The organism is Xanthomonas hortorum (genome assembly GCF_011305375.1).
Taxonomy (GTDB): Bacteria; Pseudomonadota; Gammaproteobacteria; order Xanthomonadales; family Xanthomonadaceae; genus Xanthomonas; species Xanthomonas hortorum_E.
The window spans coordinates 19434-36060 of sequence record NZ_VCME01000009.1; the positions used below are offsets into that span (position 1 = coordinate 19434).

The following is a 16627-nucleotide window of genomic DNA, read 5'->3' on the forward strand; positions in this document are numbered from 1 at the left end:
GATGACGGGTAACGCTGAAGACGAATCACATCACGCATGTTTGAAGCAGGAGGGGCGTGTTGCGATCGGCCGTCCCCTCATCCGCCCTTCGGGCACCTTCTCCCAACGGGGGAAGGTACTTAGTCGAGCGCAACGTCGCCCTCGCGCAAGCCGCGATACGCCACCACCAGGGCCTGCACGTCTTCGGCCGAGAACAGCAACTTCAGCACCGGCGAGACCTCGTAGCGCTCCTCGCTACCGCGCAGCCGCGACAGCAACTGGTTCTCGCGCATCTTGCCGATCGCCGTCAGCACCCGTCGCGCGAATCCGGCGCGGTCGGTGGACACGTTCTTCTCGTAGACCGACAAGGCTTCCACCAACTGCGCTTCGTCCACCACCGCACGCTCGCCGCGCGTATCGGCTTCGGCCAGTTGCTGGCGCAGGAACAGCAGCAGCACCGACTCGATAAAGGTCAGCGGCGCGCTGCGCAGCAGGGTCGGCGATTCCAGCTCGGCGGTGTCGGCCTGACGGGTGAAGGCCACCCCGCCCTCGCGGTCCAGCACCAGCTCCAGGAACAGCTCGCACAACACCTGGCGGATCGCCGCTTCGTTGCGCAACAGCGCAGGCCACAACGCGCCGTGGCGTTGCGCATCGATGCTGGGGCCGGCCAACAGCTGGCACAGCGCGCGCCGCGCGTCGAACGGCAGCGTGCCGGTGTCGCCCAGGAACAACTCGCCGCGCGGCTGTGCAGGCGATGTCTCCGTCAGCAGCGTGCGGCCGGCATCGGCCGATGCGCCGCTGTCCTCGTCCGCGTCCAGGCGGGTGTCCTCAGTCCAGTTCATTGCGTTTCTCCCGGGTGAACCACACCAGCGGAATGCGTGCGCGCCGCAGGGCGCCGTCGCCGCCTTCCCATTGCACCGTTTCCATCTGTCCGTCGATCACCACGCCGTGGCGCGTGCCCAGTGACAGGTAACCGATCACGCTGCCCAGGCCCTGCGCGGCCGGGCGCTGCTGCAGCGCATCGCCGATGGTCAGGCGCGGGCGCTGGCCGAGCAGCTCGTGCAGGTCGCGGCGCAGGCTGCGCACGTCGATTTCCGATTGCGCGACCAGATCGCCCACGCTGTCGAGCGAGATGTCTGCCGCATCGGCGGCCTGCACGCGCCCATCGACCTGGGTCAGGCGCGGGTCGTGCAGGCGCCATTGCGACAGCGAACGCAGGCGGGCAGCGCTCAACGCCTGCGTGTAGCCGGTGGCGGTGGTGGCGTGCAGGCTGTCGCGCAGCTGCAAGGCTTCGCCCTGCGCCTGCTTGAGCAATTGATTGAGACGGCGCTGTTCCAGATAGCCGCGGCTCTGCACGAAACCGCGCAGGCTGCGGGCGAAGTGCTGCATCACCGTGTGCACTTCGCCGCCGCGCTCCAGCAGCGTGCCGGTCAACCCGCGCAGGAAGGCGCGTTCGCGGCGGTCGAGCTTGCGGGCGAAGCCGCGTGCCAGCAGCGCATCCAGTGCCTGATCGAGCTGGCTGCTTTGCTGGGTGTCGTTGAGCAGGCTCCAGAACGCCTCGAAGGTGCGCCCGGCCTCGCTGTCGGCGATCACGTCCACGCCGTTGAACAGCTGCTCCAGCACATCGCCGCGTGCGCCTTCGTCGTCGATGATGCGCTCGCGGAACTGACGGTTGAGCTGTTCGAAATCATCGCGAACGCGATGGAAATCCTCGGCCAGCTCATCGGAGAGATGGATCAGGTCGCGGGCGCGCTCCAGTGCGCGCTTGCCATCCAGCGCGGCCACGCGGCCGGAGGCCACGCGCTCGATCTCGGCATCGATGCGCGCGCGTTCTTCGCGCAGGGCGACCAGACGCAGTTCCGGGTCGGCTTCGGTCTGGCCAGCCAATTGCACCAGCTGCTGGATCACCAGCGACAGCCGGCTTTCGGTGGCGCTGCTGCTGCTCTCGCGCAGACCGACGATGAAGCGGATGGCCTGGGTGGCCGCACGCGACAGTTCGTATTCTTCTTCGGCCGCGCCTTCGGGCAGGCGGCGTTCCAGCCAGCCCTGCGCCAGCCAATGCGCCAGATAGGCCTGCGCAGTGCGCGGCAACTCGCGCGAGAGTTCGTCGGCGCGCAACACATCGAGCTGGCGCTGCAGGCGCTCATGCAGCACGGCCGAGGGCAGGCGGCGTTCGCCGTCCATCAATACCGTCTGCAGCAGGCCGATCAGCTCCGGCGCGTGGTCGGCGGCCAGCAGTTTCCACACCGGCTGCTCGCGCAATTGGCGATAGCCGGCGATGCGTGCCTGGTGCTTCATGGCGACGGCAACGGCTGCCTCAACGCTTGCCGCCCACTTCGATGAACTGCAGGAACTCGGCGCGGGTGCGGGCGTCCTCGCGGAAGCTGCCGAGCATCTTGGAGGTCACCATGCTGACGCCGCGCTTGTGGATGCCGCGGGTGGTCATGCACTCGTGCGAGCCTTCCACCACCACGCCCACGCCGCGCGGTTGCAGCACGTCCTGGATGCACTGGGCGATCTGCGCGGTCATCTTTTCCTGCACCTGGAAGCGGCGCGCGTAGCTTTCCACCACGCGGGCGAGCTTGCTGATGCCCACCACCTTGCCGCGCGGCAGGTAGCCCACGTGCACCTTGCCGATGATCGGCGCCATGTGGTGCTCGCAATGGCTTTCGTAGGAGATGTCGCGCAGCACGATCAGCTCGTCGTAGCCGGCCACCTCTTCGAAGGTGCGCTCCAGGTACGCGCGCGGTTCTTCGCGGTAGCCGCTGAACCAGTCGCCATAGGCCTCGGCGACCCGACGCGGGGTGTCGAGCAGGCCCTCGCGGGCCGGGTCTTCGCCGGCCCAGCGCAACAAGGTGCGCACGGCTTCTTCGGCCTGGGCCTGGGTGACGGAGGAATCGGGCTGGTCGGACTGGCTCATGCGCAGGTGCACCCAAAGGGGGCGAGCATGGTACCCGAGGACAGGCCAGCCACCCCAGTGGCGGTTGCGCCGGCTTGCCCGGGTTCAGCAGCTATTGATTCATTATTAAATTGATAGCATCCTATCGATTATGACGAATCCCCCTCTGTCCTCCCGTGCGCAGCTCAGTTCCGGGCTGCTGGTCGCCGCCCGCCAATGGCAGCGGCTGGCTGACCAGGCGCTTGGCGAATTTGGCCTGTCCAGCGCCTGCACCGGGCCGTTGCTGATGATCGGCCGCTCCGGCGGCGGCATCCGCCAGGTGACGCTGGCGCAGCAACTGGGCATGGAAGGCCCCTCCCTGGTGCGGCTGCTGGACAAGCTGTGCGCGCAGACGCTGGTGCGCCGCGAGGCCGACAGCAGCGACCGCCGCGCCAACCAGTTGTGGCTCACCGATGCAGGCCAGGCGCTGGTCGGGCGCATCGAACTCCGTCTGGATGCGCTGCGCGCGGAGGTGTTCGGCACGCTCAGCGAGGCGCAGGTGCAGACGGTGCTGACCTTGTGGGAGCAGATCGCGCAGGCGCATGCGCGACTGGGCCAGTCCGACTAAGCGCCATGCGCGGCCCGTGCGGCGCGCGATGACAGTGCAGATGGACGGCGCGCACCACGCCGCCGGGCGTCTTTTTCTCTTCAGGAAGTAAGCGATGTACGGCGAATTCAGTCTCTACGGTGTGTTCGTACCCACCCTGCTGGCGTTGATGACGCTGGCCTACCTGCTCAACAGCGCCATCGGCGCGCTGCTGACCCGCGCCGGTGCGTATCGCCATGTCTGGCACCCGGCGCTGTTCAACCTGGCGCTGTACATCGCGCTGCTGGGTGGCCTGTTTTTCCTTACCCGTTGGATGCAATCGTGAAAAAGCTGATCAAGACCGCGGGGCCGGCGCTGCTGACCCTGGCGATGGTGGTGGTGGCCGCGTTGGTGCTGCAGCACCTGTGGCGTTACTACATGGAGGCGCCGTGGACGCGCGATGCGCACGTGGGCGCCGATGTGGTGCAGGTAGCGCCGGATGTGTCCGGGCTGGTGGAGCAGGTGGCGGTGTCCGATAACCAGGCGGTGACGCGCGGGCAGCTGCTGTTCGTGGTGGACCGCGCGCGCTACGCGATCGCGCTGGAACAGGCCCGCGCCGCGCTGGCCGAGCGCCAGGCCACGTTGAGCCAGTTGCGCCGCGAGATTGCGCGCGACCGCAGCCTGCAGGACCTGGTCGCCGCCGAGGATGCCGAGGTGCGCCGCTCCAATGTGCAGAAGGCACAGGCGGCAGTCGCCACCGCGCAATCGGCGGTGGACCTGGCCCAGCTCAATCTGGACCGCACGCAGGTGCGCAGCCCCGCCGATGGCCATGTCAGCGACCGCACCGTGCGTGTGGGCGATTACGTCAGCGCCGGCCGCCCGGTGGTGGCGGTGCTGGACACCGGCTCGTTCCGTGTCGATGGCTATTTCGAAGAGACCCGCCTGCACGGCGTGCATGCCGGCCAGCGCGTGGACGTGCGCCTGATGGGCGAGCCGGTGACCTTGCATGGGCATGTGCAAAGCATCGCTGCCGGTATCGAAGACCGTTACCGCAGCGGCAGCGCTGGCGCGTTGCCCAACGTCACCCCGGCATTCGACTGGGTGCGGCTGGCGCAGCGCATTCCGGTACGCATCGTGCTGGATCAGGTGCCGGCGCAGTTGCAGTTGATCGCCGGGCGCACTGCGACCGTGACCATCCTGCCGGACGCCGTGCGCCCTGCCCCGGCCACTCCCCCGGCCCCGGTCGCCGCGCCTGCCCGCGTGCAGGCGAAGGCCGCGCCATGAAGCACGCCGTGTTTCGTCCTCTGGGATTGGCTGTACTGCTGAGCGCACTGAGCGCGTGCACCACGGTTGGCCCGAACTACGCGGTGCCGAGCGACTCCGCCTACAGCCGGCCTACCGCCAATGCCGCGTTTCTCGACACCGGCAACGACCAGGTACACCCCGGCGCACCGCTGCCGGCACGCTGGTGGGCGCTGTATCAGGACCCGATGCTGGATGGCCTGATCGAACAGGCGCTGCGCGACAACGTCGAGTTGAAGGTCGCAGGTGCCAACCTGCGCCGCGCCGCCGCGGTGTACGAACAGGCGCTGGACGCGGGCGGTTTCGATTACGAAGTGGAAGCCGGCGTCAGCCGCGCGCAGGTCTCGGCCGAGGCCTTCCTGCAGGAAGAAAAGCTGCCGGTGTTCAACCTGGCCGACGGCAAGTTCGGGGTGTCGTATCAGTTCGATCTGTTCGGCAAGCTGCAACGCGGCGCCGAGGCCGCGCAGGCCGATACGCAGGTCGCCCAGGCCGCGATCGATCTGGCCCGCGTCAACGTGGCCGCGCAGGTGGCCGGCAGTTATGTGGAGATCTGCCACGCCAATCACGAGCTGCATGTGGCCGAGCATTCGCTGCAATTGCAGCAGCGCAGCCGCGACATCACCCAACGCCTGATCGATGCCGGCCGTGGCACACCGCCCGATCTGGCCCGCGCCACCGCGCAGGTGGCGATGCTGGAAGCGGCGCTGCCGCCGCTGCGCGCGCGTCGCCAGACGGCCGGTTACCAACTGGCCGCGCTGATCGGCAAGACGCCCGGCGAGGTGCCGGCCGGTGTGGACCGCTGTGCGGACGCGCCAGCCTTGCAGCAACCCATTCCGATTGGCGACGGCCGCGCGCTGCTGGCGCGTCGCCCGGATGTGCGCCAGGCCGAGCGCCGGCTGGCGGCGGCCACTGCGCGTATCGGCGTGGCCACTGCCGAGCTGTATCCGGATATCCGTCTGGGCGGCTCGATCGGCGCCACCGGCCTGCTGGCCGACTTCGGCGAACCGGCCACACATGCCTGGTCGTTTGGCCCGCTGATTTCCTGGACGCTGCCGTCCAGCGGTGCGCGAGCCCGCATCCGCGCCACCGAAGCCGGCGCGGACGCGGCGCTAGCGCAGTTCGACAACACCGTGCTGCAGGCCCTGCGCGAGGTGCAGACCACGCTGTCGCGCTACGCGCAGGATCTTGACCGCCTGCATCTGCTAGAACAGGCGCAGCAACAGGCCGAGCTGGCCTCGTCGCAGAACCGGCGCTTGTATCAGGGCGGGCGCACCCCGTATCTGTCCAGCCTGGATGCCGAGCGCACGCTGGCCACCGCCGATATGACGCTGGCCAATGCGCAGGCGCAGGTCTCGCAGGATCAACTGCAGCTGTTCCTGGCGCTGGGCGGCGGTTGGGAAACCACCGCCGGCCACACCGATACGACGGCCGCACGATGAAGGCGCTGCTGCGCGATCGCCAGGCCTGGCTGTTTTCGGCCAAGACCTTCGCCGCCTCGATCGCGGCGTTGTATGTGGGGCTGGCCGGCAATCTGTCGCGGCCGTACTGGGCGATGGCCACGGTCTACATCGTCTCGCAACCGCTGCTCGGCCCCACCCGCGCCAAGGGCGTGTACCGCGTGCTCGGCACCTTGCTGGCCGGCGTGGCCACCCTGGTGATGTTGCCGAACCTGGTGGAGACGCCACTGTTGCTGAGCGCGGCGATGGCGTTGTGGCTGTCGGCCTGCCTGTTCCTGGCGCTGCTCAATCGCGGTCCGCGCGGTTATGCGTTTCTGCTTGCCGGCTATACCACCGCGTTCATCGGCTTCCCGGCGGTGACCGCGCCGGAGGGCATCTTCGACACCGTGGTGGCACGCAGCGAAGAGATCATCCTGGGCACGGTGATGGCGGTGCTGTTCGCGTCGCTGGTGTTTCCCGCCTCGGTCCGACCGATGCTCACCGCGCGCATCGGCAACTGGATGCAGGACGCCGCGCAATGGTGCCGGCAGGTGCTGCAGCGCGGCCCATCGCAGGCGCCGCGTAATCGCCTGGCGGCAGACCTGGTGCAGTTCGAGGCCTTGATCGCCTTCGTGCGCCATGATGACCCCCGCCATGCCGGTGACGCACCCACGCTGGAACACTTGCGCGCCCGCATGCTGCTGTTGCTGCCGGTGCTGTCGTCGATCGCCGACCGGCTGGATGCGTTGCAACGTGATGGTTCTAAGCAGTCGCCGGATATCGCAGCGCTGTTGGAAGAGGTCGCTGCCTGGGTGGATCCCACCGACGACACACGCGACGACACTGACATCGACGCATTGCGCGCACGCATCGCCACGTTGCGCCCGGTGGTGGACCAGGACATCTCGCATCTACTGCTGGCGAGCCTGCTGCTGCGCCTGGAGGAGCTGCTAGACCTGTGGCAGGACTGCCGCGCGCTGAAGCGGGCGTTAGTGCAAGGCGCAGCGACGCCGGTGCTGCGCGCGATGCCGGGTGCCGCGAGACAACCCGCAACGGCGGAATCATTCAACCAGGATGACACTGCGCAAAGCGAACCGGCTACGCGTTCGCGCACGCGGTCTTCGTTGCTGCAGCGCCTGGGCTGGTCACGACGCGATGCTGTAACCGCACTTCCACCAGCGCAATCTGAGGCTGAATTGCTCGGGCACACTGGGCAGCCACGTCAGCGCTCCTCACTAGTGCAGCGACTTACCGGGTCACCGCGCGATACAGCCGATGCGCCGGCACCTGCCAGCACCGCACGCCACATCGATTTCGGCATGGCTGCGTTTTCCGCATTGAGCGCGGGCTTTGCATTGATGGCGTACTGCGTGCTGTGGATCGGCATCGGGTGGGAAGGCGGCGGCAACGGCGCGATGATGGCCGCGGTCACAGCCGCGTTCTTCGCCGCACAGGACGACCCTGCGCCGAGCATGCTGTCATTCCTGACCTGGGCGGTGGTGGCCAGCGTGGTCGCCGGCATCTACCTGTTCGGCATCTTTCCGGCCATCCACGATTTCTCGATGCTGGTGCTGGTGCTGGCGGCGGTGTTCCTGCCGATCGGCGCATTGCTGCATCGCCCCAAGAGCATGTTGATCGCACTGCCGCTGGTGGTGAACCTCACCGCGTTGCTGAGTTTGCAGAACACCTATAACGCCAACATCCAGAGCTTCGTCAACGCGGCGGTGGCGATGGTGTTGGGGATTGGATTCGCAGTGGTGCTCACGCGGTTGTTTCGCTCGGTGGGTGCGGAATGGAGCGCGCGCCGCCTGGTACGCCAGGGCTGGCGCACGCTGGCCGAGGCTGCGGAGGGCCACGGTGCACAAGACCGCCAACAGTTCGCCTCCCGCATGCTGGACTTGCTTGGCTTGCTCGCACCGCGCTTGGCACTGACGCCGGAAGGCAGCGACCTGGCCTCGGTGGATATGCTCAACGAAGTGCGTGTGGGCTTGAACATCCTGCAGCTGCGCAGCGCGCGGCATGGTTTGCCGCAGCCGAGTATTGATGCGGTGGACGCGATCCTGGTCGATGTCGCCAAACATTATCGGCAGCAGATTGCGCACAAGCGGCCGCTGCTTGGGCCCGATGCGTTGCGTGACCGTCTGGACGTGTCGCTGGCGCGCGTGGGCAAGGTGCCAGCAGGCACGCATCGCGATGAAGCGCTGCTGGGTTTGATTGGGCTGCGTTACAGCGTGTTTGCAAAGACGGTACAGCAGCCCAAAGACATCACACAGAAGCCATCTGCTTTAGCCCCTCTCCCCTCGGGGCGATAAGGGACTGCTTGCGCGCCACTGGCGCGCGTTCCTTCGAGCGCCCGCGCCGCAAGCGCGGGCCGGGGCGCGGAGCGGGGGTTGGGGTGAGGGTACGGGGCGAAGCCACTCGCGGTACATGACACGAGGCTTCGCACGTACCCTCATCCGCCCTTCGGGCACCTTCTCCCGCAGGGAGAAGGGAACGGCTCAGCCCGCACGCAACACATCACCGCTTGCGCTGATGCATCGCCGCTTCGTCATCCAGCCAGTTGCTGCCCTTGTTGGTCAGGAAGAACATGTAGACCACCAACGACACCGCAATCACCGCCGTTGCGTAGATCACGAACTCGCTGACGTGACCGGTCTTCAACGAGGCCTGGTACAACAACGGCGCAGTGCCACCGAACGCGGAGTTCGCCAGCGCATAGCCCAGGCCGACGCCCAGCGCGCGCACGTGGGTCGGGAACAATTCCGCCTTCACCACCGCATTGATCGAGGTGTAGCCGGTCAGGATCACAAAGCCTACGGTAAGGATCGCGAACGCGGTCAACCAGTCGGTCTGCTTGGGCAGCTCCATCACCAGGAACCAGGTGTAGAGCACCCCGCCGATGCCGAAGAACACCAGCAGGCTCTTGCGCCCGACGATGTCGGACAGCCAACCGCCAATGGGCTGCATCAGCATCAACACCGTCAGCGCGACCAGGTTGATGATGGTGCCGGCCATCACGTCGCCACCGGCGAACGCGGTCTGGATCATCTTCGGCCCGGTCACCGAGTAGGTGTAGAACGCGATGGTGCCGCCGGCAGTGATCAGGAAGCACAGCAGCAGCGGACGCCACTGATTGACGAACAGCTCGCGCATCGAGCCAGAGGCCTTGGCCTTGCCGGTGCGCGAATCGGCGATGGATTCGGAGCTCAGCGACTCGTCCATGCTCTGGCGCAGCCAGAACACCACCAACGCACCGATGCCGCCCAGGCCGAACGCCACGCGCCAGCCCCACTCGGACACCTGCGGCGCATCGAAGAAATGCAGCATCACCAGCAACGTGGTCTGCGCCAATACATGCCCGCCAACCAGCGTGACGTAATGGAACGACGACAGAAACCCGCGCCGGCCCGGAATCGCCGCCTCGGACATATAGGTCGCGCTGGTGCCGTACTCGCCACCGGTGGCAAAGCCCTGCAGCAGACGCGCCAGTAGCAGGATGATCGGCGCGGCGATACCGATCGTGGAGACCGTCGGAGTGATCGCGATGACGAACGAGCAAAGCGCCATCATCGACACCGAAATCGTCAACGCCAGGCGCCGGCCGTAACGGTCGGCAAAGCGGCCGAAGTACCACGCACCGATCGGGCGCATCAGGAAGGTCATCGCAAAGATCGCCCACACGAACATCGTGGCGTTCTTGTCTTCCTTGGAGAAGAACTGCGATTCGAAATAGACCGCAAACACCGAGTAGACGTAGACGTCGTACCACTCGACCAGATTGCCGGCCGAGCCCTTGAGCGTGTTGGACACCGAACGGCGAAGGCTACCGGGGGCTGCGCCAGAACCGGCGGCAATCGGGGACGTTGGGGGTGCGCTCATGCAGTCAGAACCTTGTGGGTGGGACACCCGGCAGTATAGGTGCGCGCTTGTGTGACGCATGTAAGCATTTCGGCGCATAGGCAGGCGCCACGCAAGCGGCTAGTGCGTCCGGTTCGCGAGCGGGCGGCAGCCAACGCGGAGCGTGCGCTTGTGTCGTTCCATAACGACGTCCACTAGTTGCGCTTATAGCGCTTCAGCCCGCTTTCGGAGTCGGCGCAGCAAGCGATTTGCCGCTTGGATACAGATCGATGACTAGGGCAGCACCTGCTTGAGCGTATCGATAAACGCACGCAGGCCCGGTGGAATCTGGCGATGTCCCGGGTAATACAGCACCAGTCCTGGAATGGCCGGGCACCACTGCTCCAGCACGCGCACCAGCGTGCCGCGCGCCAGTGCAGCCATCACCGCATGCTCGGGCACATAGGCGATGCCAAGGCCGGCCTCGGCCGCCTCGCTCATCATCAGGATCTGGTCCAGCGTCAGCCGTCCCGGCACATCGATCGCCACCTCCTGACCGCGCCGCTCGAACTCCCAGCGGTACAGCCTGCCGCTGGGCATGCGATGCCGGATGCACGCATGACGATGCAGATCGTCCGGCGTGCCCGGGCTGCCGGCGCGCTGCAGATATGCAGGTGCGGCCACCGCGATGAAACGCGTCTGCCCGCCGAACGGCACCGCAATCATGTCCTGCGGCACCGACTCGCTCAGGCGAATGCCGGCATCGAACCCAGCCGCCACGATATCCACCAGCCGCCCTTCGCTCACCAGGTCCACCGACAGCGCCGGATACCGCGCCAGCACCTCCGGCACCACCTGCTGCAGCAACAGCCGCACCACCACTTCGGGCGCGTTGATGCGCACCGTGCCGGTGGGCCCGCTGCGGAAGGCGTCCAGTTCACTCAACGCCTGCTCCACATCCTGCAGCGCCGGCACCAGTTTTGCGTACAGGCGCTCGCCCGCTTCGGTCAGCGAGACGCTGCGCGTGGTCCGGTGCAGCAGGCGCACGCCGAGGTTGCGTTCCAACGCGCTGATCAGGTGGCTGAGCGAGGACGGCGCCAGCCCCAGCTCGGTGGCCGCACGCCGGAAGCTGCGGTGCACGGCCACACTGGTGAACGCGGCCAGGTCATTGAAGGTGGGCTTGGGCATTAGTGGTCAAAACGCATCAACGCATTCGAATTCTATGGCATAGACCCATCAATTCTCCGCGCCTAGGGTGGTGTTCCTTCCCCACGCAAAGGCAATGCCCATGTCCAGGACCTGGCTTATCACAGGCGCATCTTCCGGCTTCGGCCGCGGCTTGGTCGAAACACTGCTGGCACGCGGCGATCGTGTCGCGGCCACGGTGCGGCGCGCGGATGCGCTGGCCGATCTGCAGACATTGCACGGCGAGGCATTGCACGTGTTTCAGCTCGATCTGCGCGACAGCGCAGCAGTGCGCGACATCGTGGCCCAGGCCTTCCAGACCCTGGGCAGGATCGACGTGCTGATCAGCAACGCCGGCTACGGCACGCTCGGTGCGGCCGAGGCCGCCACCGATGAGCAGGTGCGCGCGGTCATCGACACCAACCTCATCGGCTCCATCACGCTGATCCAGGCCGCGCTGCCGCACCTGCGTCGTCAAGGTGGCGGGCACGTGGTGCAGGTGTCCTCCGAAGGCGGCCAGATCGCCTATCCCGGTTTCAGCCTGTATCACGCCAGCAAATGGGGCATCGAAGGCTTTGTCGAAGCCGTCGCGCAGGAAGTGGCCGGCTTCGGGATCCACTTCACCCTGGCCGAACCCGGCCCGGCACGCACCAACTTCGGCGCTTCGCTGGTCAGAACCGACATCCCCGCCGACTACGCCGGCACGCCGGTCGACGCACTCAGCCGCGCACTGGACGACGGCAGCTGGGTCATCGTCGGCGACCCGGAGCGCATGGTCGCGGCGATGATCGCCTGCACCGAACAATCGCCACCGCCGTTTCGCCTGGTCATGGGCGGCAGCGCGTACCACGCCATCCGCGATGCGTTGACCACGCGGCTGGCCGCGCTCGAAAACCAGCGCGACATTGCGTTTTCCACCGATAACCCGGCTGCCGCCGGGTGATGGCAACAACGCTACAGCGAGCGCGTTCTGCGGTATCGCCGGCGCCCATCCGCAGCTAGCGCCCCACCCTTCACAGCCCTCATGCGTCCAGCCTTGCCAGAATGCCGGCCGCTCAAGGCCGCAACGGTCCGGAACAGGGGTTGGATGCATGACATGGATCATCGTGGCCACGGTCATCACCACGCTGGTGGTGGGGCTGCTATTGCTCAACTTCGCCACGCCCGAGAAGAAGCTCGAGCACATCCCGAGCCATTGCTACGACGTGTCCGACCCGCAGTTCAAACGCGAGATGTCGGTGTTGCTGGGCCCGGCGATCCTGCCCGGCAACAAGATCCAGGTGCTGCATAACGGCCATGAGATCTTTCCGGCGATGCTGGCCGCCATTCGCAGCGCGCAGCGCACCATCACCTTCGAAACCTACATCTACTGGTCGGGCGAGATCGGCCGCGAGTTCAGCCAGGCGCTGGCCGAGCGCGCCCGCGCCGGGGTGAAGGTGCGCGTCACCATCGACTGGGGCGGCAGTTTGAAGATGGACAACACGCTAGTCGAGGACATGACCGACGCCGGCGTGGAGGTGCATCGCTACCGCCCGCTGACCTGGTACAACCTGCACCGCGTCAACAACCGCACCCATCGCAAGCTGCTGGTGATCGATGGCCGCATCGGCTTCACCGGTGGTGTGGGCGTGGCCGACCAGTGGATGGGCGATGCGCAGGACCCGGAGCACTGGCGCGATTCGCATTACCGCATCGAAGGCCCGGTGGTGGCGCAGGTGCAGGCTGCCTTCAACGACAACTGGATCAAGACCACCGGCCGCGTGCTCAACGGCGCCGAGTACTACCCCGAGTTGGCACCGGCCGGCGACAGCGACGCGCAGCTGTTCGTGGCCTCGCCAGCGGGTGGCAGCGAGAGCATGCACCTGATGTATCTGATCGCCATCGCTGCGGCGCGTACGTCGATCGATCTGGCCGCAGCGTATTTCGTGCCGGATGCGCTGATCACCCGCTCGCTGCTGGAAGCGCGTGCGCGCGGCGTGCGCATCCGCGTGCTGCTGCCCGGCAAGCATATCGACGCGATCTCGGTGCGGCTGGCCTCCAAGGCCAGTTGGGAGCCGCTGCTGCAGGCCGGCATCGCCATCCACGAATTCCTGCCCACCATGCTGCACACCAAGCTGCTGATCATCGACGGCCTGCTGGTCTCGGTGGGCTCCACCAACTTCGACATCCGCTCGTTCCGCCTCAACGACGAGGCCAGCTTGAATGTCTACGACCGCGCGCTGGCCGCGCAGATGACCGAGGTGTTCGAGCGCGATCTGCAACGGGCCGAGCTATACACGCTGGAACGCTGGCGCAAGCGGCCGCTGCGGCAGAAGCTGGGCGAGAAGCTGGTCGTCCCGTTCCGCTCGCAGGTGTAGGCAACTGCCGCCTCCCGCCTGGTACTGAGCGCACCCGCGCTCAGCGCCGCACACTCGCGCAGGCGGTCACGCCTGCAAGCGAAGCTGCTGCAGCCGCCACCACAGCCCGCCAACGTGGACCAGCGAATACAGCACCAGCGCCGCAGCAATCCCCAGCGTCAACGGGCTGGCCTGCGAGCCGGCCGCCGCCGCGCCCGCGCTGAAGGCGCCATCGGCCCAGCGCCAGGCCAGCCGCCCGAGCAGCACCAGCGTGAGCCCACCGCCGATCCACGGATTGGGCGTGTACCAGCCACGGCCCTCCACCCATTCGGCATGCGTGTAGCGCAGCGACAGCGCTCCCAGCCCGATGCCCACCAGCGTTCCCACGGCGATCCCTGGACGCACCTGCGGCAAGCCATAGACCGCGTACGCCAGCGCCGCCACCGCAATGACCAGCACCACGGTCCGCACCGCCGTGCTCACCGGCTTCCATTGCTGGCGGCCGAAGCTGCGCCGGATGCGCCGGTAGTAGAGAAAGGCGATGGCCGCCATCGAGAGATACGGGGTCAGCGGTGCGATGGCAGCAGCGGGCATGGCGATTCCTTTCCAGGTGAGATGCAGGTGAGGTGACCGCCGCAGAATGAAACCAGCTGCCAACGCGAACAAGGTGCCAAGTGTCACTTTCTGCAGGGGCAGTCTGGTTGCCCGACCGGCCTCCGCCACACGCGACGATCGCCACAGACCGCTGATTTCCACGCGCGGCGCAGCTCCCTGCCACGGCCGGTGAACGCCCCGCCCCCGCGCGCCAGCCATTGCCACACGCGAACCTGAGCCGCACGGGTAGACTTGCCGGCAGAGCTCCCCCACCGCAGTGCCATGTCCGCCATCAAGCAAGAAGCCCACACGCTGATCGACACGCTGCCCGAGACGGCAGGATGGGACGACGTGGTCCGCGTCGTGGACACCGCCAGCTTCGAGGCCGCGGTGCTGGACGGCATTGCCGCAGCGGATCAGGGCGCGGTTGCCGCCCCGGCACAGGTCACGGCACTGTTCGCCAAATGGGGCGTTGATGTTGCGGCGTGACTGGACCGTCCCGGCCGCCAAGCAACTTGCATACGCCCAGGATCACTACCACGCGCTCAACCCGACCGCCGCCGCCGCGATGGCGCGGCAGGTGCTGGAAGCCACCCGCACCCTAGCCGAGCAACCGGGCCGTGGCCGCGCCGGCAGGGTCGCCGGCACTCGCGAATGGGTGGTCAAGCAGACGCCGTACGTGCTGGTCTACCGCGTGCGCGACGACGCGCTGCAGCTGCTGCACGTTCAAGTCGACGGCAAAGACTGGCTACCCCGTACCGAGCCGAAAGGCGAACGCCTGGACCCGTGGATCGCCTCGCTGGTCAGCGCCCTGCTGCACGTGCTGATGCTGCTGATCCTGCTGTCGGCCTCCACCCCCACCATGACCCCGCCGCAGGGCTCGGCCAGCGGTGGCCGCACCAAGGTGGATTTCGTCGGCGACACCTCCACGCCCGACCAGCCGGTTCCGTCCCCGACGCCCACCCCGCCGTCGCCAACGCCGGCGCCCGTGCAGCCACCGCCGGCCGCCTCGCCGGTGCAGTCCACCCTGGTCAAGACCGCCAAGAACCCGATCCCGCCCGCAGGCAACACCCGCCGCGGCGGCCTGGTCGAGCAACGCCAGGCGCAACCGGTGCAGCGCCCCGCCCCGCCGCAACCGCCGGCAGAACCCTCATCGCCGCCGCAGCGCCGCCCCCAGACCTGGACCGGCCGCCCACCCGGCATGCTCGAAGAAGAAGCCGATGCCGCCGAAGACGGCATGTCCAACACGCCCACCATCAGCGAAGGCCGCCGCCGCGACCGCAACAATGCCCAACCCAGCATGGATGTGGGCGGCTACCAGGTGTATTACGAAGTGCGCAGCGAAACCCAGCTACGCAACTGGCGCGACCAGGGCATGAAGGAAGTGGCCATCATCCTGCCCGGCACGCAATACCGCATGGTCTGCCCGCTGGAAGTCGCGCTCAAACGCGGCTCCAGCAAATGCCGCCTGCTGCCGCCGGACTCCCCCGAGCTGAAAGACATCGGCGATGCCCGCGAAGTCATCAACATGATGGAGGTCTACAAGCAGGGCGAACCGGTGTGGCGTGGGCCGGGGCCGTATCGGTGAGTGGTGGGCTAGGTCGGGCCCGGATTCCACTTACCTGCTGATGCGGTAATGACTGCATTCGATACCGGGCGTGGTGACGTTGCCTGAGTGCTTGCACTTCTCTAAAGTGCAAGCAACCTGATGTCACCGGGAGGGCCATATGCCTTCTTTCACCGTCCGCAATATCCCAGACGACGTGCACCGCGCGATCCGCGCGCGGGCTGCACTCCACGGCCGCAGCACCGAAGCGGAGATCCGCGCAATCCTTGAGTCGGCGGCCAAACCCGCAGACCGGGTCAAACTCGGCTCCCTGCTGGTGGACATCGGCCGCGACGCCGGCCTGACAGCAAAACAGGCCGACGCCTTCGACAAGCTGCGCGACAAGGCCGCGATCAAGCCGATCGATCTGACGTGATCCTGCTCGATACCAATGTCATCTCCGAGCTTTGGCGGCCTCAGCCCAACCCGCAGGTCGTCGCCTGGATCGATGCGCAGGCGGTTGAAACACTGTTCCTGTCGGTCGTGACGGTGGCTGAATTGCGTTTCGGCATCGCCGTGATGCCCGAGGGCCGCAAGCGATCCACGTTGCATGCTCGGTTGGAAGGCGAGGTATTGCCACTGTTCGACGGGCGCCTGCTCGCATTCGACCTGGACGCATCGCACGCATTTGCCACACTTGCATCGAGAGCCAGAACCGCAGGACTCACACTCGGGCGCGCCGATGCCTACATCGCTGCAACGGCAGCCGCGCAAGGCTTGGCCGTTGCCACTCGCGACACGGCACCATTCGCGGCGATGGCGTTAGACGTCATTAACCCGTGGAATTGATCTGTTGCGTGCCGTGATAAACCACCATTTCGACGCTGACCTCTAAAGCGCTGTTTTGAAAGCAGCAGCCGAACGAGCCGAAGATGTCCTCGGCTCGTT

At 66.9% G+C, this 16627-nt stretch carries 17 protein-coding genes; 11 read left to right on the plus strand and 6 right to left on the minus strand.

The genetic code is table 11. From position 1 onward, the window contains the following. Positions 1 to 119: 119 nt before the first annotated feature. From FFY45_RS10055 to folE, 3 genes are read right to left on the minus strand one after another with little or no spacing between them, the layout of a single operon-like run. Complete coding sequence (locus tag FFY45_RS10055) at positions 120 to 821, minus strand: DUF4194 domain-containing protein (protein WP_039816153.1); 702 nt, start codon at positions 819 to 821, stop codon at positions 120 to 122. Then, complete coding sequence (locus FFY45_RS10060; RefSeq protein WP_176340330.1) at positions 808 to 2277, minus strand: DUF3375 domain-containing protein; 1470 nt, start codon at positions 2275 to 2277, stop codon at positions 808 to 810. The genes FFY45_RS10055 and FFY45_RS10060 overlap by 14 nt, the downstream gene beginning before the upstream one ends. Before the next feature lie 19 nt (positions 2278 to 2296). Beyond that, a complete protein-coding gene (gene folE / locus FFY45_RS10065; protein ID WP_043889569.1) occupies positions 2297 to 2899 on the minus strand; it encodes a GTP cyclohydrolase I FolE in 603 nt (200 codons plus the stop codon). Positions 2900 to 3029: 130 nt separating this feature from the next. Between folE and FFY45_RS10070 the strand changes: the two genes are divergently transcribed. From FFY45_RS10070 to FFY45_RS10090, 5 genes are all read left to right on the plus strand, one after another. Next, positions 3030 to 3485: a MarR family winged helix-turn-helix transcriptional regulator gene (locus tag FFY45_RS10070; RefSeq protein WP_176340331.1), complete on the plus strand. Its 456-nt coding sequence runs from the start codon at positions 3030 to 3032 to the stop codon at positions 3483 to 3485. Between the two features lie 94 nt (positions 3486 to 3579). Then, the gene (locus FFY45_RS10075) at positions 3580 to 3789 is read left to right on the plus strand and encodes a DUF1656 domain-containing protein (RefSeq protein WP_005996740.1); all 210 of its coding nucleotides are present in this window, start codon (positions 3580 to 3582) and stop codon (positions 3787 to 3789) included. Continuing rightward, positions 3786 to 4727, plus strand: a complete 942-nt coding sequence (locus FFY45_RS10080) for an efflux RND transporter periplasmic adaptor subunit (protein ID WP_176340332.1) — start codon at positions 3786 to 3788, stop codon at positions 4725 to 4727. The genes FFY45_RS10075 and FFY45_RS10080 overlap by 4 nt, the downstream gene beginning before the upstream one ends. After that, positions 4724 to 6184 (plus strand): efflux transporter outer membrane subunit, encoded by a 1461-nt coding sequence (locus tag FFY45_RS10085; RefSeq protein ID WP_176340333.1) that lies wholly within the window; start codon positions 4724 to 4726, stop codon positions 6182 to 6184. Before FFY45_RS10080 ends, FFY45_RS10085 begins: the two co-directional genes overlap by 4 nt. Beyond that, the gene (locus FFY45_RS10090) at positions 6181 to 8493 is read left to right on the plus strand and encodes an FUSC family protein (RefSeq protein ID WP_176340334.1); all 2313 of its coding nucleotides are present in this window, start codon (positions 6181 to 6183) and stop codon (positions 8491 to 8493) included. Before FFY45_RS10085 ends, FFY45_RS10090 begins: the two co-directional genes overlap by 4 nt. A gap of 205 nt (positions 8494 to 8698) precedes the next feature. Here the strand turns inward: FFY45_RS10090 and FFY45_RS10095 are convergent, their stop codons facing one another. Together FFY45_RS10095 and FFY45_RS10100 are read right to left on the minus strand one after the other, a co-directional pair. Beyond that, positions 8699 to 10060, minus strand: a complete 1362-nt coding sequence (locus tag FFY45_RS10095) for an MFS transporter (protein WP_115041031.1) — start codon at positions 10058 to 10060, stop codon at positions 8699 to 8701. A gap of 252 nt (positions 10061 to 10312) precedes the next feature. Then, positions 10313 to 11206, minus strand: coding sequence for a LysR family transcriptional regulator (locus FFY45_RS10100; protein ID WP_176340335.1), 894 nt, complete (start codon positions 11204 to 11206; stop codon positions 10313 to 10315). A 100-nt stretch (positions 11207 to 11306) separates the two neighbouring features. Here FFY45_RS10100 and FFY45_RS10105 point away from each other — a divergent pair, with 100 nt between their 5' ends. Further along, entirely contained in the window at positions 11307 to 12146 is an 840-nt protein-coding gene (locus tag FFY45_RS10105) for an SDR family oxidoreductase (RefSeq protein WP_176340336.1), read from the plus strand. A gap of 148 nt (positions 12147 to 12294) precedes the next feature. Then, the gene (locus FFY45_RS10110; protein ID WP_176340337.1) at positions 12295 to 13560 is read left to right on the plus strand and encodes a phospholipase D-like domain-containing protein; all 1266 of its coding nucleotides are present in this window, start codon (positions 12295 to 12297) and stop codon (positions 13558 to 13560) included. A 66-nt stretch (positions 13561 to 13626) separates the two neighbouring features. Here the strand turns inward: FFY45_RS10110 and FFY45_RS10115 are convergent, their stop codons facing one another. Further along, positions 13627 to 14133 (minus strand): CcdC protein domain-containing protein, encoded by a 507-nt coding sequence (locus FFY45_RS10115; RefSeq protein ID WP_176340338.1) that lies wholly within the window; start codon positions 14131 to 14133, stop codon positions 13627 to 13629. A gap of 282 nt (positions 14134 to 14415) precedes the next feature. Between FFY45_RS10115 and FFY45_RS10120 the strand changes: the two genes are divergently transcribed. The 4 genes from FFY45_RS10120 (at position 14416) to FFY45_RS10135 (ending at position 16528) form a co-directional block, all read left to right on the plus strand. Beyond that, positions 14416 to 14622 (plus strand): hypothetical protein, encoded by a 207-nt coding sequence (locus FFY45_RS10120; protein WP_115041034.1) that lies wholly within the window; start codon positions 14416 to 14418, stop codon positions 14620 to 14622. Then, a complete protein-coding gene (locus FFY45_RS10125; protein ID WP_176340339.1) occupies positions 14609 to 15721 on the plus strand; it encodes a type II toxin-antitoxin system RelE/ParE family toxin in 1113 nt (370 codons plus the stop codon). The genes FFY45_RS10120 and FFY45_RS10125 overlap by 14 nt, the downstream gene beginning before the upstream one ends. Before the next feature lie 139 nt (positions 15722 to 15860). Next, positions 15861 to 16115 carry a FitA-like ribbon-helix-helix domain-containing protein gene (locus FFY45_RS10130; protein WP_023905789.1) on the plus strand — a complete coding sequence of 85 codons (255 nt, stop codon included), beginning with the start codon at positions 15861 to 15863 and terminating at the stop codon, positions 16113 to 16115. Then, on the plus strand, positions 16112 to 16528 hold the full coding sequence (locus FFY45_RS10135; protein WP_176340340.1) for a PIN domain-containing protein: 417 nt from the start codon (positions 16112 to 16114) through the stop codon (positions 16526 to 16528). Before FFY45_RS10130 ends, FFY45_RS10135 begins: the two co-directional genes overlap by 4 nt. Positions 16529 to 16627: the final 99 nt, after the last annotated feature.